General features: G+C 64.9%; 22 protein-coding genes. 3 read left to right on the forward strand and 19 right to left on the reverse strand.

The window, feature by feature from the left end:
- Window positions 1-19: 19 nt before the first annotated feature.
- The 14 genes from GTP41_RS18645 to GTP41_RS18710 form a co-directional block, all read right to left on the reverse strand.
- Window positions 20-502, reverse strand: coding sequence for a DoxX family protein (locus tag GTP41_RS18645; RefSeq protein WP_161027086.1), 483 nt, complete (start codon window positions 500-502; stop codon window positions 20-22).
- 20 nt (window positions 503-522) lie between these two features.
- Window positions 523-1,044: a hypothetical protein gene (locus GTP41_RS18650; RefSeq protein WP_161027087.1), complete on the reverse strand. Its 522-nt coding sequence runs from the start codon at window positions 1,042-1,044 to the stop codon at window positions 523-525.
- Complete coding sequence (locus tag GTP41_RS18655; protein WP_161027088.1) at window positions 1,037-1,771, reverse strand: HvfC/BufC family peptide modification chaperone; 735 nt, start codon at window positions 1,769-1,771, stop codon at window positions 1,037-1,039. The genes GTP41_RS18650 and GTP41_RS18655 overlap by 8 nt, the downstream gene beginning before the upstream one ends.
- Window positions 1,768-2,586 carry an MNIO family bufferin maturase gene (gene bufB, locus GTP41_RS18660; RefSeq protein WP_161027089.1) on the reverse strand — a complete coding sequence of 273 codons (819 nt, stop codon included), beginning with the start codon at window positions 2,584-2,586 and terminating at the stop codon, window positions 1,768-1,770. Before bufB ends, GTP41_RS18655 begins: the two co-directional genes overlap by 4 nt.
- Before the next feature lie 20 nt (window positions 2,587-2,606).
- On the reverse strand, window positions 2,607-2,882 hold the full coding sequence (gene bufA2 / locus GTP41_RS18665; protein WP_161027090.1) for a BufA2 family periplasmic bufferin-type metallophore: 276 nt from the start codon (window positions 2,880-2,882) through the stop codon (window positions 2,607-2,609).
- Between the two features lie 16 nt (window positions 2,883-2,898).
- Window positions 2,899-3,666 (reverse strand): alpha/beta fold hydrolase, encoded by a 768-nt coding sequence (locus GTP41_RS18670; RefSeq protein WP_161027091.1) that lies wholly within the window; start codon window positions 3,664-3,666, stop codon window positions 2,899-2,901.
- Window positions 3,663-3,932, reverse strand: coding sequence for a BufA1 family periplasmic bufferin-type metallophore (locus tag GTP41_RS18675; RefSeq protein ID WP_161027092.1), 270 nt, complete (start codon window positions 3,930-3,932; stop codon window positions 3,663-3,665). The genes GTP41_RS18670 and GTP41_RS18675 overlap by 4 nt, the downstream gene beginning before the upstream one ends.
- A 132-nt stretch (window positions 3,933-4,064) precedes the next feature.
- Window positions 4,065-5,342 carry a DUF3472 domain-containing protein gene (locus tag GTP41_RS18680; RefSeq protein WP_161027093.1) on the reverse strand — a complete coding sequence of 426 codons (1,278 nt, stop codon included), beginning with the start codon at window positions 5,340-5,342 and terminating at the stop codon, window positions 4,065-4,067.
- Window positions 5,343-5,397: 55 nt separating this feature from the next.
- Window positions 5,398-6,150 (reverse strand): hypothetical protein, encoded by a 753-nt coding sequence (locus tag GTP41_RS18685; protein WP_161027094.1) that lies wholly within the window; start codon window positions 6,148-6,150, stop codon window positions 5,398-5,400.
- A 48-nt stretch (window positions 6,151-6,198) separates the two neighbouring features.
- Entirely contained in the window at window positions 6,199-6,504 is a 306-nt protein-coding gene (locus tag GTP41_RS18690) for a hypothetical protein (RefSeq protein ID WP_161027095.1), read from the reverse strand.
- Between the two features lie 239 nt (window positions 6,505-6,743).
- Window positions 6,744-7,121, reverse strand: a complete 378-nt coding sequence (locus GTP41_RS28005; protein WP_161027096.1) for an Rpn family recombination-promoting nuclease/putative transposase — start codon at window positions 7,119-7,121, stop codon at window positions 6,744-6,746.
- A 59-nt stretch (window positions 7,122-7,180) separates the two neighbouring features.
- Window positions 7,181-8,869: a long-chain-fatty-acid--CoA ligase gene (locus GTP41_RS18700; RefSeq protein ID WP_161027097.1), complete on the reverse strand. Its 1,689-nt coding sequence runs from the start codon at window positions 8,867-8,869 to the stop codon at window positions 7,181-7,183.
- A complete protein-coding gene (locus GTP41_RS18705; RefSeq protein ID WP_161027098.1) occupies window positions 8,866-9,360 on the reverse strand; it encodes a winged helix-turn-helix transcriptional regulator in 495 nt (164 codons plus the stop codon). The genes GTP41_RS18700 and GTP41_RS18705 overlap by 4 nt, the downstream gene beginning before the upstream one ends.
- A gap of 79 nt (window positions 9,361-9,439) precedes the next feature.
- Window positions 9,440-10,747 (reverse strand): metal-dependent hydrolase family protein, encoded by a 1,308-nt coding sequence (locus tag GTP41_RS18710; RefSeq protein ID WP_161027099.1) that lies wholly within the window; start codon window positions 10,745-10,747, stop codon window positions 9,440-9,442.
- Window positions 10,748-10,892: 145 nt separating this feature from the next.
- On the opposite strand from GTP41_RS18710, the gene aqpZ reads away from it, so the two are divergent.
- Window positions 10,893-11,576 (forward strand): aquaporin Z, encoded by a 684-nt coding sequence (gene aqpZ, locus GTP41_RS18715; RefSeq protein WP_161027100.1) that lies wholly within the window; start codon window positions 10,893-10,895, stop codon window positions 11,574-11,576.
- 40 nt (window positions 11,577-11,616) lie between these two features.
- Entirely contained in the window at window positions 11,617-11,949 is a 333-nt protein-coding gene (locus tag GTP41_RS18720) for a cupin domain-containing protein (protein ID WP_161027101.1), read from the forward strand.
- On the opposite strand, the gene GTP41_RS18725 is transcribed toward GTP41_RS18720, so the two are convergent.
- The 5 genes from GTP41_RS18725 to GTP41_RS18745 all read right to left on the reverse strand — a co-directional run bounded on the left by GTP41_RS18725 (window position 11,930) and on the right by GTP41_RS18745 (window position 14,860).
- Window positions 11,930-12,949: an NAD(P)H-dependent glycerol-3-phosphate dehydrogenase gene (locus tag GTP41_RS18725; RefSeq protein WP_161027102.1), complete on the reverse strand. Its 1,020-nt coding sequence runs from the start codon at window positions 12,947-12,949 to the stop codon at window positions 11,930-11,932. The genes GTP41_RS18720 and GTP41_RS18725 overlap by 20 nt on opposite strands.
- Complete coding sequence (locus GTP41_RS18730; protein ID WP_161027103.1) at window positions 12,949-13,392, reverse strand: SH3 domain-containing protein; 444 nt, start codon at window positions 13,390-13,392, stop codon at window positions 12,949-12,951. Before GTP41_RS18730 ends, GTP41_RS18725 begins: the two co-directional genes overlap by 1 nt.
- A gap of 86 nt (window positions 13,393-13,478) precedes the next feature.
- Window positions 13,479-13,973 carry a protein-export chaperone SecB gene (secB, locus tag GTP41_RS18735; protein ID WP_161027104.1) on the reverse strand — a complete coding sequence of 165 codons (495 nt, stop codon included), beginning with the start codon at window positions 13,971-13,973 and terminating at the stop codon, window positions 13,479-13,481.
- 131 nt (window positions 13,974-14,104) lie between these two features.
- A complete protein-coding gene (gene grxC, locus GTP41_RS18740) occupies window positions 14,105-14,365 on the reverse strand; it encodes a glutaredoxin 3 (protein ID WP_057265991.1) in 261 nt (86 codons plus the stop codon).
- A 9-nt stretch (window positions 14,366-14,374) separates the two neighbouring features.
- A complete protein-coding gene (locus GTP41_RS18745; RefSeq protein WP_371867376.1) occupies window positions 14,375-14,860 on the reverse strand; it encodes a rhodanese-like domain-containing protein in 486 nt (161 codons plus the stop codon).
- A 36-nt stretch (window positions 14,861-14,896) separates the two neighbouring features.
- Here GTP41_RS18745 and gpmA point away from each other — a divergent pair, with 36 nt between their 5' ends.
- On the forward strand, window positions 14,897-15,643 hold the full coding sequence (gene gpmA, locus GTP41_RS18750; protein WP_161027105.1) for a 2,3-diphosphoglycerate-dependent phosphoglycerate mutase: 747 nt from the start codon (window positions 14,897-14,899) through the stop codon (window positions 15,641-15,643).
- Window positions 15,644-15,649: the final 6 nt, after the last annotated feature.

Below are 15,649 nucleotides of genomic sequence, written 5' to 3' on the forward strand. Positions count from 1 at the left end.
TTGGTGGGCCTTTTTTATTTCAGCGGCGACGTCCGGCGAGCAGCCGGTCGAGTGCGATGGGCCCGCCGCCCTGGGCGATGATGGGCAGCAGCAGGGCTGCCCATCCCAGGTGGGTCGGCCAGGCTTGGGGGTAGACGAAAAGCTGGATGACGGCGGTCATGCCGAGCAGGCCGAGGGCGGCGCTGCGCGTGAACAGGCCGACCAGCAGCAGCAAGGGCAGGGCGTGTTCGGCCAGCGTCGCGAGCTGGGCGGCGGCTTCGGGCGGGATCAGGGGCAGCATGTACTCGTAGCGGAATAGCTCGATCGTGGAGTCCTTGAGCGTGAACCAGCCTTCGACCTTGGTGCGGCCGGAGAGGAAGAAGATGGCGGCGACGGCGGCGCGCGCGGCCAGCAGTTGCAGCGATGCCGGCAGCAGGCGTGCTGCGATTGCGGGCAGGGCGGCGAGGCCGGTCCCGGCGGCATTGCCGGCTTCGGCCGGGGCGGGGGCGAAACGTGTGTTCATGGTGGTCTCCTTTGGAATGGTCAGGTGCGCCATTTGGCTTGGCGCACCAATTGGGCGGCGGCGTCGGCGATTTGCTGCGGTGTGGCGTGCTCGTCCAGCACGCGGCCAAGCACGCGCGTGGGGCGCAAAGCCAATGCGGCGTTGACTGCGGCGGCGGCGCCGCCGGTGCCGACGAAAACGGCTTCGGGTAGATGCAGGCGGTCGAGGAAGCTGAGCAGGTCGTGGCCGAGTTCCCGCGCGGCTGCCTCGCGCAATTGCGGCAGCAGGACGTGGAAGCCTTGCGCGGCAAGCAGGGTGGCGCTTGCGGCATGCTGCGCGAGGTGCTGGTTGTGGGCGAGGGCGATTACGATGGGGCGGCCCTCTTCAGGGCCGGTGGCGTGGTAGCCCGGGGCGGTGCCGGCGGCGGCGACGGCGCGCAGGGCGTCGGCGGCGCTGCCCAGCGGCAGCACTGCGCCGGCGAGGGCGGGCGCGAAGGCGAGGCTCGCGCTGCCGGCGATGCCGCTGAGGGCTGCAAGCAGGAAGAGGCGGCGTTTATCATTCATGGAAGACTCCGGTAATCAGTTCGCTGCCGAGCCAGTCGGCCAGCATGGCGCCTGCGGCGGCGATGCCTTGCTCTTCGCCCAGGCGGTCGACCAGCAGGAGGCACAGGCCGCCAAAGCTGCCATCGTGTTGCAGGTGGCGCAGCGCGGCGTACTCGATTGCGTCGAGCGCGCGCAGGCGCGTGACGAAGCCTTGCCGCCAGACGAGCAGGCCGCCGGGTGCCGGCAGCATTGCGCTTTCCGGCATCGGCCCGGGCGCTGCGGCGCTGAGGGCGAGCCAGAGGTCGGCGGCGTTGCTGCTGGCGGTACGCAGGTGCATGGTGGGCGTCGCTTGCAGGCGTGCGCGGTCCCAGTCGGTGCCGGCCAGCGCTGCTGCCGTGACGGGGGCGGCGTCGGGGCCGACGAAGGCCTGGCCCAGCGCGTGCTCGATCCAGGCCAGTTCGTGCAGGTCGGGGTTGTCGGGGAATAGCGCTTGCAGCGTGGCGCAGAAATCGTCGGCGTAGGCGTCCAGCGTCCAGGCGTGGGGCGGGTGCGCGCGGATGTGCGCCGCCGCCGCATGCAGGAAGGCTTGTTCGCCGATGAAGGCGCGCAGCAGCGGGTAGCTCTGTTCCAGGCAAGCAAGCAGCTGGGCGCGGTAGTTGTTCAGGTAGACGGCGTGGCCCGGCGCGTTTGCGGCAGCATCGCGCGTGAGCATGGCGTGAAACCCTTGCTGGAGATCGGCCAGGTTCATGCTGCCTCCCTGTGCGCAGCCAGGCGGCGCGCGATGTTCAATTCATCCAACAGGTCGGTCAGCGGCGGGATGTCGCCATCGCGTTCGATCATGGTGGCGACGCCGCTGCAGCGCTCGATGGTGTGCGCGTAGAGCGACCAGACGGCGTCGTTGACGGCGCTGTCGTGGGTATCGACCAGCAGGCCGTTGCCCTGGCTGTGGCCGGCCAGGTGGATTTGCCGTACGCGCTCCATCGGTATGCCGCGCAGGAAGTCGAGCGGGTCGAAACCGTGGTTGCTGGCGCTGACGAAGACGTTGTTCACATCCAGCAGCAGGCCGCAGCCGGTGCGCTTCGCCATGGCGGCGATGAACTCCCATTCGCGCATGGTCGATTCGGCATAGGCCAGGTAGCTCGAGGGGTTCTCGACCAGCATGCTGCGGCCCAGCGCCTCCTGCGCCTGGTCGATGTTGTCGCAGATGGCGTCCAGCGCCTCCCGCGTGTAGGGCAGGGGCAGCAGGTCATGCGAGTTGAAGCGGCCGATGCGCGACCAGCTCAGGTGGTCGGAGACGAACAGCGGTTCCACCTCGTCGACCAGGGCGCGCAGGCGTTCCAGGTAATCGGCGCGCAGGCCGTCGGCGGAGCCGAGCGACATCGACACACCATGCAGCGCCACCGGATAGCGCTCGCGCACGCGGCGCAGGATATCGCGCGGCTGGCCGCCAGCGACCATGAAGTTCTCCGAGATCACTTCGACGAAATCGACATCGACCTCGCCTTCCAGGAAATCGCGGTAGTGCTCGCGGCGCAGGCCGAGGCCAAAGCTAGGTGCTTGCATGGTGTGCCTCCGTCAACGGTTTACTTCTTCTCGGTCAGGGTGCCGCCCAGCGCCTTGCATTCGCTGGGCGTCTTCACCACGACGCCGTGGCCCTTGCATTCGTTGAGGCCTTTGCAGTCGTTCTTGGCGGTGGCGCACAGGCTGGTGCCCTTGCAGCTGTTGATGCCGTAGCAGCGGCCCGGCTCTTCCTTCGCTTTTTCTGCGGCGAAGGCGGGCGCGGACAAAGCGGCGGAAGCGAGGGCGATCAGGGCGGCGGCGCCGGCCAGGCTGGCGCGGGACTTGGTGGTGATGGTCATGGCATTTCTCCTTGGTTTAGTTGACGCTGAGCGCAGCGTCTTCGATGACTTTCGCAACCGCTTCCGGCTGCGAGACTTGCACTGCATGGCTTGCTGCGATTTCGGTGACCTTGGCGCCGGCACGCTGGTACATCCAGCGTTGCAGCTCCGGGCTTACCAGCCGGTCCTGCGTGGCGACGATGGCGTAGCTCGGCTTCTGGCGCCACGTGGCGAACCAGCTCGGCGTCCCCATCAGCACATTGCTGACCGGGACCTGCGCGGCCGCCATGAAGTTGACGCGGTTCGGCGTCAGGTCGGCTGCCAGGTCGGCTTGGAATGCCGCGCGGTCGTAGAACAGGAAGCCGGCGCGGTCCGGCCGCGCGCCTTCGCCGGCGGCGGGCATGGAGGCCAGCAGTTGCTGCGGGTTCTCGCCCACTTCGGGCATCAGCGCAGCCACATAGACCAGGGCCTTGACCTTGTCGCCGGTGGCGACATTCGACATCACGGCGCCGCCGATGCCGCTGCCCACCACCACCACCTTGCCGAACTGCTGGAAGATCGCTTTGCGGGCAATGGCAATGTCGTCGTCCAGCGAGGTATGCGGCAACTGGGCCACCGTGACGTTGAAGCCTTTCAGGCGCAGCGTGTCGTGCACCACGCGCCAGCTCGATGCGTCGAGGAAGGCGCCGGGCACGATGACGATGTTCTTTGCCGCTGGAGCTGGTTCCGGCGCCGTGGCCGGCGCGCCCGCCTGAGCGCCTGCGGTGAGGGCCAGCGCAACGGCTGCTGCGAGGGCGCACTTCATTGCTTCACCGGCTTCAGCGAGCCGTAGCCTTTAGGGGTCTTGATGCTGGTGCAGGTGCCTTTTTCGACCAGCGTCCAGGCGTCGCCCTGGAAATCGACTTTGGAGGTGCCAGCGCACGAGCTGCCGGGGCCGGCGGAGCAGTCGTTCTGGCCGGCTTTTGCCACGCCATAGCACTTCTCCATTTCCTTTTTCGGTTCAGCCGCGCTGGCCGTTGCGCACAAGGCGATAGCCAGGGTGGCTGCGATACTTGCGTAAGTGGTTTTCATAATCTTGGTCTCCTTGGTTAAGGTGTGACCAGATTACGGGGGCAGTGTGTATCGCTTGTGTCGGCCGGGTGGGCCGTGATGGCGCGGAATGTATCTGGCGCGCGGCCAGATACATTGGCATACAAAAATGTCCTACGGCAGGGTGCCGACGTCCACTGTTGGCGCCTGGCCGGTGGCTGGGCGCGTGAAGTATTGGCCGGTGGCGACGTTCGGGCTGAAGAAGCCGCCGTTGCGCAGGTAGAACTGGCCGTCCTGCAGGCCGCCCGCGTAATCCAGGCGTTGGGCGTTGTTGGCGGTGGCGTCCCCCGTGAAGCGCGCCGTCACCAGCTCGGTCCAGGCGCCGCTGGTGCTGCGCGCCCACTGGTTGTTGAGCAAGACGCGCCGTTCCAGGTAGCCCTTGGTGTCGAGGAAGTTCTCCAGGAAGGAGTAGACCCCCGCGTGGTAGGTCGTGGTGGCGGGGCGCTTCCAGGTGGCGATGAAGCGCCAGGCATTGGTCTCCGGCGCAAAGAACCAGGCCGAGAAGTCGGTGGCGCCGGCGCCGTCCGGAGCGGCGCGCGTGATGAAGCGGTAGGTGTTGCCGGCGACCCAGTTGTACAGCAGGTAGGATTGGCCGCCCGTGCCTTCGCCGCCGAAGCCATTGTCCACGACGTTCGGACCTTTGCGCACCAGGGTGGTCTTGGCGCCGTTGTCGGCGTCCCAGATCGAGAACAGCACGCGGCGCTCGGTCGGCGAGTTGACCTGGATGCCGAAGTAGCCGCCGTTAAAGCCGTTCGACATGAAGTAGGAGCCGATCTTGTCCTCCCCTGCCGGCACCGTCATCTCGTTGTAGAAGTACTCGGTGTTGGCGGGCACGGTATAGCCCATATGGACCGATGGGCCGCGGCGCGACCAGTAGTAGTTGGCGGCATCGTTGGCATAGTTCAGCGGCGCAGCTGTACTGACACGCAGCTCGGAAACGTCGCCGAAGTAGGCGCCGGATTTGCTGATGCCCTGCAGGTCCACACGCACATAGCCGGCGGCAGCCACGTTGATGGTGCCGATGGCGTAGGTCTTGGTATTGCCCTTGGTCAGGTTGAACTCGAATGGCGTGCCGTTGGCGGTGACGCGGATCCTGCTGCTATTGCTGCCGGACAGGCGCGCGTCGAGCGCGAGCGTGGCGCTGCCTGGCGCGGCCATGCGGAACCACAGGCTGGTAACCGTGCCGGTGCTGGTCCAGTTGGCCAGGCCGTTGCTGTTGATGGTTTCCGTGGCGCCGGGGCCGGCGCTGGTGACAAAGGCGTTGCCCGCCAGGGCCACCACGACGCCGCCGGCCGCCGGGGTGGTTTTTTTCAGCAGGGTATCGAAGCCGGCAGCTTGGGCGGTGGCTAGCGAAAACGCAAGAATGGCTAGTGAAATCCTTCGTTTCATCATGTGTCTCCTTTCAATTATCGGGTAAATCGAAAGGTAAACTACGACGACTCGAAAGTTAACGCAAGAACTGTGTGATCCGTGCGCTGTCGATCCGTTGCGCCAGCTTGCGGCCCTGGCCGCGCAGCCGTTCCAGCGCCTCGTCAATCTCCACCGGGCGCGGTTGCAGCGGTGCCAGCGCACGCGCCAGCTTGGGCAGCAGTTCGCGCTGCAGGAAGCGCTCGCCCATCTGGCTCAGTTGCCATGCCACCGCCCCCAGGCTGAGGAAGAAGGCGATGATAAAGCCGGTATCCATGTTTTCCGGCGCCTGCTGGCGCAGCGCCATCAGCACCACCACGCAAAAGGCGAAGGCGCCGCCGATGGCCCACCACACCTCGCGGTCGAGGCGGGTGGCCGACTCGTACTCGTCGAGCGCATCGGCCTGCAGGCGCAAGGCGGCATCGAGCTGGCGCCGGCGCTCGCCCTCGTCCATCAGCAGCGGCGCTTCGCGCATGCGTGCGGCGGCGGCCAGCGCATCGGCATGGCGGATCGACAGGTGGGGATTGGTGGTCTGTTCGAGCTGGGCCAGCGGCAGCTGTTCAGCGCTGAGCTGGCGGTAGTGCGCCACCTCCAGCGGCAACACCGTGCCGCAATCGCAGCAGGTGCGCTGGTAGCCCGCCAGTTCGCCCTTCGAGACGGTGACGTAGTACAGGTGCCAGGCCATACCGATGCGCTGCACGGCAAAAGCGCGCGTGGCGTGGCACACGGGGCAGAAGTCGGCCACGTAGCCGGCATGGGTGTAGACCGGCTTCTTGCCCCAAACGAAAATCATGCGGTATCTCCTGTGTCGGTTCGCCCGGCCATTATAGATGTGCGCCGCCTAGTGGTCCCCCAGCTCATGCGGCAACGCGCCGCTAATCATGATTTCGATCCACTGGGCCAGTTGCTCGGAAGAGGCCTGTTCAATGCGTTCTGCGACATTGCTGGGAACTGGTCCGCTATGGTGCGCGATTAATAGCTGCACGATGCGGCGCCTTTCCGCGAGCTTGGCGTCGGCCCGGCCCTGTGCGAGGCCTTGTTCGCGACCTTGTTCGAGACCTTGCTTGAGACCTTTAGCAAGGCCTCTTTCCACTGCCTGGAATTCGAGTAAGTGCTCGAAGTCCCTGAACTTGTGTTCGAACATCATATAAATTTCCTCCAGACTGCATTCGGGTGGAAGTCCCTGCATATCAAATGTGGTGCCGAGCTGGCGCTTGACCCAGCTCGCAATGGTGCGCGACAGGTCAGGGTTTTGCTAGCGGCGTGCCCAGATCGCAAGCGTGGCAAGCTGGGGCACAATCTGGAAAGTTCGCTCATCTGCCTGCTCGATTTCCAATATGGCACGCATCAGCGGTGACGCATTGTGTCGATCCACCATTTCGTATTTTAGTTCCGGTTGGAGCGCTTCCAAGTAGGGATCCGATTGCGGACGAAGCGGCGTGAGCTCGGTCGCGGCGGTCCACGGCGAGCGGCCGCTATACAGCACGACCGGCAGCAGCAGGCGTAGGAGATCATACGCAGCGCCATGAATCTCTCGGGCCGGGCCTGGAACTCTACCAACATGTAGATACTCGGTCGCGTGCTGCGATGGATGCACCAGACGATATCGTCATGGCGCTGCTTGCGCTCGCCGTTAATGTACCTGGCGTTGACGCGTTCCATGTCGCCAGGCCGGGGGGACTGCAGGGCGCAGCGCAGCAGTTCGCACGCCATCTCCGGGAAAGCGAACAGTTGTTTGAAATCGATATCGCTGCCAGTGGCCATGCCCCAGTCTAAGCCTGGGCGCCTGGCTGGACTTTGGCGCCGCGCAAAGGCGGCGCGTGTCAGGCGGCGGCTTTTTCCTCGCGCAGCTCGCGGCGCAGGATCTTGCCGACGTTCGACTTGGGTAGGGTGTCGCGGAACTCGATGTGCTTGGGCTTTTTGTAGGCGGTCAGCTGCTGCCTGCAATAGTCCATCAACTGTTCGCGGGTGAGGGCCGCGTCCTTGCGCACGACGAACAGCTTGACCGCCTCGCCCGAGCCGGCATCCGGCACGCCAATGCAGGCGCATTCGAGCACCATGGGGTGGGCGGCCACCACGCACTCCACCTCGGTCGGGTAGACGTTGAAGCCGGACACCAGGATCATGTCCTTCTTGCGGTCGACAATGCGCACATAGCCGCGTTCATCCATGATGCCGATATCGCCCGACTTGAAGTAGCCGGACGCCGTCATCACGGCCGCCGTTTCACTCGGCCTGCGCCAGTAGCCGGCCATGACCTGCGGGCCGCGGATGGCGATCTCGCCCGGCTGGCCGAATGGCAGCGGATTGCCATCATCGTCGAGGATTGCCACGTCGGTGGAAGGCACCGGCAAGCCAATGGTGCCGCTGAAGCCCCGCTGGTCGGTGCGGCACAGGGTGGCGGTGGGCGCGGTTTCGGACAGGCCGTAGCCCTCCAGGATCGGGCTGCCGGTCGCCTGCAGCCAGCGCTCGCTGACCACCTGCTGCACCGCCATGCCGCCGCCAAGCGTGATGCGCAGGCCGGAAAAATCGACCCGCTCCAGGCCCGGTTGGTTGAGCAGGGCATTGAACAGGGTATTCACGCCTGGGAAGAAGTGAACCCGGTAGCGCGCCAGCTCTTTGACGAAGCCCGCCATGTCGCGCGGGTTGGGCACCAACAGGTTCAGCGCGCCCCAGCGCGCGCCCATCAGCATGCAGGCGTTCAGCGCGAGGATGTGGTACAGCGGCAGCGCGCACACCGTCACCACTTGCCCCTGCGCGCGGATATCGGCCAGCGCCGGCGCGGCCCAGGCGTCGTTCTGCAGCATATTGGCGATGACGTTGCGATGCGTCAGCATGGCGCCTTTCGAGAGGCCGGTGGTGCCGCCGGTGTACTGCAGGAAGGCGATGTCATCGTGGCCCAGCTTCACGCTTTGCAACGCCTGGCCGCTGCCGGCGCGCAGGGCGGCGCGAAATGGCAGCGCGCCCGGCAGCGCAAACCGTGGCACCAGTTTCTTCACCCTACGCACCGCAAAGTTGACCAGCGCGCCTTTGCCGAAACCCAGCAGGTCGCCCATGCTGGCCACCACGATGTGTTTGATATGCGTGCGCGGCAGCACCTTTTCCAGGGTGGTGGCGAAGTTCTCCAGGATGAAGATCGCCTCCGCGCCGGAATCGATCAGCTGGTGTTCCAGCTCGCGTGCGGTGTAAAGCGGGTTGACGTTGACCACCGTATAGCCGGCGCGCAGCACGGCCGCCACGGCGACCGGGTATTGCAGCACGTTCGGCAGCATCACCGCGACGCGCGCGCCGCTGGCCAGGCCGCGCTGCTGCAGCCAGGCGGCCAGATGGCGCGAGTGCTGTTCCCACTCCCGGTAGCGCATGGTACTGCCCATGCAAGCGTAAGCGTTTTGCCCTGCGTAGCGGGCGAATGATTCCTCCAGCAGCGCCGGCAGCGAGGGGTATAGATCGGGGTCGATGGTGGCGGGAATGCCATCCGGGTAGGAATGCAGCCAGGCTTTTTCAGTGCTCATGCGGTCTCCTCTTTTATGCGCAGCAATGCGTGCGTCTTGTCATCGGCGCCGGGGCCGGCCAGCGTCGCGATCTGTTCCGGCGGCAGCGCGCGCCCATCGGCCGCCAGGATGGCGACGCCGGCCACCGGCAGGCCGGTTTTCTTCTCCACCAGCGACAGGCGCGCGCCCTGCGGATTGGGCGCCCATGCTTCGCCCCACAGCGTCAGCGCCGCCAGCACCGGCGCAAGCGCGCGGCCCTTGGCCGTCAGGCGGTAATGCACGATGCGCGCGTCGTCGGCCGCGGCCTGGCGCAGCAGGATGCCGTTGTCCACCAGCTTGCCCAGGCGCTGCGCCAGGACACTGGTGCTGATGCCCAGGTGCTGCTGGAATTCCTGGAAGCGGCTCATGCCGCAAAAGGCGTTGCGCAGGATGACAAAAGTCCACCATTCGCCGACCTGTTCCAGGGTCTGGGCGATGGGGCAGTTCATGCCTTCGAAGGAATTCTTGCTCATGCATTTACTTTATGGCAATTCACTTCGGTAAAGCAAGCGATTTTTTGCGAAAAATGGCGCCGCGCCGGCGCCAAGGGGCTTACTGCTTGAAGATTTTGCCGGCCGCCATGACGAACGGCACCTGCTTGAGCACTTTGACATCCTTGAGCGGGTCGCCATTGACAGCGATGATGTCGGCCGCCTTGCCCGCCTCCAGGGTGCCGGCCACGGCGGACACGCCCAGCAGGTCGGCGGCATTCACGGTGGCGGCCTTGATTGCTTCCGCCGGGGTCATGCCGAATTCCACCATGTACTCGAACTCGTCGGCATTGCGGCCGTGCTTGGAGACGCCGGCATCGGTGCCAAAGGCGATCTTCACGCCGCTCTTATGCGCCAGCTTGAACGACTTGCCGGTGATGCCGATGCGCCATTTGATCTTCTCCAGCACGTTCGGCTCGTAAGCGTTCGGGTTGGCGGCCAGGCGCTCCTTGTAGCCGTTCACGGTGGACATGGTGGACACGTAGTAGGCGCCGGATTTCAGGAACAGCTTCACGCTCTGCTCGTCCAGCAGGGTGCCGTGCTCGATCGAATCGGCGCCCATGGCCAGCGCCAGGTCGACGCCATCCTTGCCGTGCGCGTGCACCGCCACTTTCTTGCCGTACAGGTGGGCGGTCTCGATCAGGGCCTTGGCTTCGTCGTCGAACATCTGCTTGCCGACGCCGGCGCCGATCTTGCTGTTCACGCCGCCCGTGGTGGCGATCTTGATCACGTCCACGCCGCGGCCCACTTGCAGGCGCACCGCCTTGCGGCACTCTTCCACGCCGTCGCACACATTGTCGGTATGGATGCCTTCCTGCACCCAGTCGGCGTAGCCCAGGCGGCCGTCCATATGGCCGGAAGTGGCGGAAATCGAGGTGCCGGCATCGATGATGCGCGGGCCCTTGACCCAGCCCTTGTTGATGGCGTCGCGCAGCGCCAGGGTAATGCCGTCGCGGCTGTCGCCCAGGTTGCGCACGGTGGTGAAGCCGGCGTTCAGGGTCTTGCCGGCGTTCTGTTCCGCCTCGTAGGCCCAGGCGGCGGCATTGGTGGTGACATTGGCCAGCGCGCCTTCGGTGCCGGCGCGGTCGGACACCAGGTGCACATGGCTGTCGATCAGGCCTGGCAGCACGAACTGGCGGCGCAGGTCGATCACGCTGGCGCCCGGATAGCGCTCGGCGCCCACAAAGCCGTCCAGCACGGCCTGGATCTTGCCATTTTCCACCACCAGGGTGGAATTGCCGCGCGGCGCCTGGCCTGGTTTGTCGAGCAGGGTGCCGGCCTGGATCAGGGTCGGGGCGGCGGCGGCGGCGCCGCAGGCGAGGGAAAAGGCAGCGGCGAGCGCGGCGCGCACGGCAGTCGAAGTCGGCATGGCATTCCTATCAGGGTGAAAGTTCATGAATGTAGCACGCCGCCCGGCCCGTGTGTTCCGCAGCGCAACACGATGCTCTGTTGTCAATTCCGCTATTTATCGTTAGTCTGTTTGCACAATTACCAACTGTCTGTGGAGGACAAGAATGCAAAAACTGGGTGCGGAGTTTATCGGGACGTTCTGGCTGGTGCTGGGCGGTTGCGGCAGCGCGGTGCTGGCGGCGGCGTTTCCCGGCGTGGGCATCGGGCTGCACGGGGTGTCGCTGGCGTTCGGCCTGACGGTGCTGACCATGGCCTACGCGATTGGCCATATCTCGGGTTGCCACCTGAATCCGGCGGTGTCGGTGGGGCTGTGGCTGGGCGGGCGCTTCCCGGCCAAGGACCTGCCGGGCTATATCGTGGCGCAGGTGCTGGGCGCGATTGCGGCGGGCGGCGTGCTGTACCTGATCGCCAGCGGCAAGGCCGGTTTTGATGTGGCGGGCGGTTTCGCATCCAACGGCTATGCCGAGCATTCGCCGGGCGGCTATAGCCTGGTAGCGGCGCTGGTGACCGAGGTGGTGCTGACGGCCTTGTTCCTGGTGGTGATCCTGGGCGCGACCGATGCGCGCGCGCCGGCCGGGTTCGCGCCGATTGCGATTGGCTTGTGCCTGACCTTGATTCACCTGATTTCGATTCCGGTCACGAATACGTCGGTCAATCCGGCGCGCAGCACCGGCGTGGCGTTGTATGTTGGGGACTGGGCGGTGGCGCAGCTTTGGTTGTTCTGGGTGGCGCCGATTGTGGGGGCGGCCCTTGGCGCGGGGATGTATCGCGTTATTGGCCGCAAGTAAAAAATTCGGGGTCAAAATTCCTGACCCCTGCGGAGGCATTATGGCGCTACCACATGCAATTTCGGGACAGGCGGTGCGGGTTGGGCTGGCGGCGGGGGAGGGACTGTCGCAGTTTTCTTCGATCGCGCTGGCGAAGACGGAACACCTGGAGCTGATCCGGATGACGGTGCCGGCGGGGCGGGCGCTGCCGGCGCATGCCGTGCGCGGGCAGATCACCTTGCAGTGCCTGGTGGGGGAGGTGGCGTTCGATGCCCATGGGCGCACCACCATCCTGCGGACGGGCGAGTTGCTCTATCTGGAAGGCGGCGCGCCGCATGGCCTGCGGGCGAACGCCGACTCCCTGTTGCTGCTGACTATTTTGCTGTCGGATTAAAGCTTTCGTAGCGCGGGTCGCGCGCCAGCAGGCCTTGCACCAGCTCGGCCGGTTGCAGGCCGTCGAACAGCACGCTGGCGACGGCGTTGGTGATCGGCATTTCCACGCCCAGGCGGCGCGCCAGCTCGCGTACCGCTTTGGCGCAGGGCACGCCTTCGGCCACATGGCACAGTTCCTTGACCACCGTGTCCAGCGACTTGCCTTGCGCCAGGCCGAGGCCGACGCGCCGGTTGCGCGACAGGTCGCCGGTACAGGTCAGGATCAGGTCGCCCATGCCGGTCAGGCCCATGAAAGTTTCGATCTTGCCGCCCAGCGCAGTGCCGAGGCGGGTAATCTCGGCCAGGCCGCGCGTGATCAGCGCGGCGCGCGCGTTCAGGCCCAGGCCCATGCCGTCCGCCACGCCGGTGGCGATGGCCAGCACATTCTTCACCGCGCCGCCCACTTCCACGCCGACGATGTCTTCGCTGCAGTAGACGCGCATGGTGCCGCCATGCACGATGCCCACCACCAGCCCGCACAGGGCGGCGTCGGTGGAGGCGATGGTCAGGGCGCACGGCAGGCCTTTCGCCACTTCCTGCGCGAAGGAGGGGCCGGACAGGGCGCCGGCCGGCACGCCGTCGCCCAGCACTTCGCGCGCGATCTGGTGCGGCAGCATGCCGGTGTCGTATTCAAAGCCCTTGCACAGCCAGACGATGTTCGGGATGGCCTTGCCTTTCAGCGCCTGCAGCAGCGGGCGCAGGCCGGCCACCGGGCAGGCGGCGATCAGCAGGCCGTCCTGGCCCACGTGGGCCACGGCGGCGTCGAAATCGGCCGTCACCTGCAGCGCCGGCGGGAAAGGATAGCCCTTCAGGTAGTGGGTGTTGTCGCGCGCCGCCGCCATGTCGGCCATGGCGGCGCCATTGCGGCCCCACAGCAGCACGTCGTGGCGGGCGGCGACGGCGATGGCCACCGCCGTGCCCCAGGCGCCCGCGCCCAGCACGCTGATTTTGCGATTGTTCATTAATTGCCCCAGATTTCCGAGCTGCGCACGTAGCCCACCAGGCCGTCGCGGTGGCGCACCTTGGTCCAGCCGTTGCTGGCCGGTTCCGCCAGCTCCAGCAGCACGCCCTTGTCGGCGGTGAAGACGACAGGCGCGCTGTCCTCGGCGCTGCCGCGCACTTTGGTGTTGGCGCCGCGCACGATCACATTGCGCTGCTTGCTCAGGCCCTTGGCCTCAGTCCAGGCCAGGTCGCCGGCCACATCGCGCACCTTGACCCATTCGCCGTAGGTCAGCACGATTTCCAGCGGCGCGCCCGACGGCACGATGTACTGCTTGGCGGCGCGGGTGGACGGCGCGCCGTACAGCACGGCAGGATGGGCCCCCACCGACCGGAAGTCGAGCGCCTGGGCGCTGGCGCAGGCCAGCAGCGGCAAGGCAATGGCGACAATGCGGCTTAAATTCATGGAAAAGACTCTTAAAAATGCGCAAAGGCCCACGGGGGCCTTTGCATTTTTGAGGGGCCGTGCCCCCCAATAGTATCGCAGAACGATTACTGCACGGTTGCGGTGCCTTCGACCGGGGTCGCGGCGCCGTCAGCGGCTTGCTGCTGGGCGGCGATGGCGGCCAGGCGCTGCTGGTAGAACACTTCGAAGTTGATCTCGGCCAGGTGGATCGGCGGGAAGCCGGCACGGGTGATCATGTCGGCGATGTTCGAACGCAGGTACGGGTACACAATGTTCGGGCAGCCGATGCCCAGCAGTGGGTCCAGCTGTTCGGCTGGGATGTTGCGGGCTTCGAAGATACCGGCTTGCTTGCCTTCAACCAGGAAAGCGACTTTGTCGTTGACCTTGGCGGTCACGGTCACGGTCACGGTGGACTCGAAGATGCCTTCCGACAGCGGTTCGGCGCCAACATCCAGTGCCACTTCGATCGACGGGGCTTCTTGCTCCAGGAAGATCGCTGGGGAATTCGGCTGTTCCAGGGACATGTCTTTCAGGTAGACGCGTTGGATTTGGAACACGGGTTGCAGGTTTTCTTCAGACATGGAACGCTTTCGTATCAGTTATATAGTTAATGCTTGTCCAGGGACAGCCCAAGTCAAACGCGACGGCAATTGTAGCAAAAATGATTTATTTCCAAACGTTTTGCCGACCTGTTCGTTGTATTTGGGGACGTTTAACCTTTTAACAAGGGGTCCAGTCCGCCGGCCTGGTCCAAAGCATATAAATCGTCGAAACCGCCGACATGGGTGTCGCCAATATAAATTTGCGGCACGGTGCGGCGGCCAGTCTTTTCCATCATCAGCTGGCGCTGCGCCGGATCGAGGTCGACGCGGATCTTGTTGATCGCGGTCACGCCCTTGCTCTCCAGCAGGCGTTCGGCGCGCACGCAATACGGGCACACCAGGGTGCTGTACATGGTTACGTTGGCAGTCATGGCCGCTCCTTACTTAGTCAATGGCAGATTTTGTGCCTTCCAGGCGTTAATGCCACCTTCCATCACGACAACGTCGGAGAAACCGGACTTTTCCAGCATGCGGGCGGCGCTGAAGGCGCTGATCCCTTTATCGCACACCACCACCAGGGTCTTGTTCTTGAACTTGTCCAGTTCACCCATGCGGTTGCCCAGTTCGGCCAGCGGAATGTGCTTGGAATCGATGATACGGCTTTCCGCCTTGTCCTTGGCGCGCACATCGAGCACTCCGGCTTTGCCACGGTTGATGAGCAGGGTGACCTCGGTGGGCGAGGCCTTTTTACCGCGTTGCATCAGGGCTGGAAAGAGCAGGGCGCCGCCGGACAACAGGACGATGGCGATCAGAAAAATATTGTCGAGGAAGAATTTCACGGTAATCCAGTTATTGGAATGGTTGAATTGAATGCCAGCATTATAAAATAGATGCTTGTTCGTGGCTTCGGCGGCGATTTTCGCCACGCATTTACCAATTCCTCACTCTTTAGATATTGCTCTATGTACAAGATCGTTTTCATGCGTCATGGCGAGTCCACCTGGAACCTGGAAAATCGCTTCACCGGCTGGACCGACGTGGACTTGACTGAAAAAGGTGTCAACGAAGCTAAATCCGCTGGCAAAATCCTGAAAGACGCCGGCTTCTCCTTTGACCTGTGCTACACCTCCGTCCTCAAGCGCGCCATCCGCACCCTGTGGCTGACGCTGGACGAGATGGATGAAATGTACGTGCCGATCAAGCACGACTGGCGCCTGAACGAGCGCCATTACGGCGCCCTGCAAGGCCTGGACAAGGGCGAAACCGCCGCCAAGTTCGGCGATGCGCAAGTGCTGGTATGGCGCCGCAGCTACGATATCCCGCCGCCGGCGCTGGAAGCCGGCGACGACCGCGCCTCCTTCAACGACCCGCGCTACGCCGGCCTGCCGAAGGACGCCATCCCGCTGACCGAGTGCCTGAAAGACACCGTGGCGCGTGTGATGCCGGCCTGGAACGATGAGATTGCGCCGGCCATCAAGTCCGGCAAGCAAATCCTGATCTCGGCCCACGGCAACAGCCTGCGCGCCCTGATCAAGATGCTGGACGGTATCAGCGACGAGGAAATCGTCGGCCTGAACATCCCGAACGGCCAGCCCCTGGTGTACGAGCTGGATGCCGACCTGAAGCCGATCAAGTCCTACTACCTGGGCGACCCGGCCGCCATCGCCGCCGCGCAGGCAGCCGTGGCCAACCAGGGCAAGGCCAAGTAAGCCCCC

The sequence above is a fragment of the Pseudoduganella guangdongensis genome, assembly GCF_009857475.1.
GTDB classification, from domain to species: domain Bacteria; phylum Pseudomonadota; class Gammaproteobacteria; order Burkholderiales; family Burkholderiaceae_D; genus Rugamonas; species Rugamonas guangdongensis.

Coding starts and splice junctions, on each gene's coding strand:
- GTP41_RS18655 (WP_161027088.1), bottom strand. CDS start 1,771: ATGAACCTGGCCGATCTCCAGCAAGGGTTTCACGCCATGCTCACGCGC.
- GTP41_RS18710 (WP_161027099.1), bottom strand. CDS start 10,747: ATGCCGACTTCGACTGCCGTGCGCGCCGCGCTCGCCGCTGCCTTTTCC.
- GTP41_RS28005 (WP_161027096.1), bottom strand. CDS start 7,121: ATGGCCACTGGCAGCGATATCGATTTCAAACAACTGTTCGCTTTCCCG.
- aqpZ (WP_161027100.1), top strand. CDS start 10,893: ATGCAAAAACTGGGTGCGGAGTTTATCGGGACGTTCTGGCTGGTGCTG.
- GTP41_RS18685 (WP_161027094.1), bottom strand. CDS start 6,150: ATGATTTTCGTTTGGGGCAAGAAGCCGGTCTACACCCATGCCGGCTAC.
- gpmA (WP_161027105.1), top strand. CDS start 14,897: ATGTACAAGATCGTTTTCATGCGTCATGGCGAGTCCACCTGGAACCTG.
- GTP41_RS18690 (WP_161027095.1), bottom strand. CDS start 6,504: ATGATGTTCGAACACAAGTTCAGGGACTTCGAGCACTTACTCGAATTC.
- GTP41_RS18700 (WP_161027097.1), bottom strand. CDS start 8,869: ATGAGCACTGAAAAAGCCTGGCTGCATTCCTACCCGGATGGCATTCCC.
- grxC (WP_057265991.1), bottom strand. CDS start 14,365: ATGACTGCCAACGTAACCATGTACAGCACCCTGGTGTGCCCGTATTGC.
- GTP41_RS18730 (WP_161027103.1), bottom strand. CDS start 13,392: ATGAATTTAAGCCGCATTGTCGCCATTGCCTTGCCGCTGCTGGCCTGC.
- GTP41_RS18645 (WP_161027086.1), bottom strand. CDS start 502: ATGAACACACGTTTCGCCCCCGCCCCGGCCGAAGCCGGCAATGCCGCC.
- GTP41_RS18720 (WP_161027101.1), top strand. CDS start 11,617: ATGGCGCTACCACATGCAATTTCGGGACAGGCGGTGCGGGTTGGGCTG.
- bufA2 (WP_161027090.1), bottom strand. CDS start 2,882: ATGACCATCACCACCAAGTCCCGCGCCAGCCTGGCCGGCGCCGCCGCC.
- GTP41_RS18650 (WP_161027087.1), bottom strand. CDS start 1,044: ATGAATGATAAACGCCGCCTCTTCCTGCTTGCAGCCCTCAGCGGCATC.
- GTP41_RS18725 (WP_161027102.1), bottom strand. CDS start 12,949: ATGAACAATCGCAAAATCAGCGTGCTGGGCGCGGGCGCCTGGGGCACG.
- GTP41_RS18705 (WP_161027098.1), bottom strand. CDS start 9,360: ATGAGCAAGAATTCCTTCGAAGGCATGAACTGCCCCATCGCCCAGACC.
- GTP41_RS18670 (WP_161027091.1), bottom strand. CDS start 3,666: ATGAAGTGCGCCCTCGCAGCAGCCGTTGCGCTGGCCCTCACCGCAGGC.
- GTP41_RS18675 (WP_161027092.1), bottom strand. CDS start 3,932: ATGAAAACCACTTACGCAAGTATCGCAGCCACCCTGGCTATCGCCTTG.
- secB (WP_161027104.1), bottom strand. CDS start 13,973: ATGTCTGAAGAAAACCTGCAACCCGTGTTCCAAATCCAACGCGTCTAC.
- bufB (WP_161027089.1), bottom strand. CDS start 2,586: ATGCAAGCACCTAGCTTTGGCCTCGGCCTGCGCCGCGAGCACTACCGC.
- GTP41_RS18680 (WP_161027093.1), bottom strand. CDS start 5,342: ATGATGAAACGAAGGATTTCACTAGCCATTCTTGCGTTTTCGCTAGCC.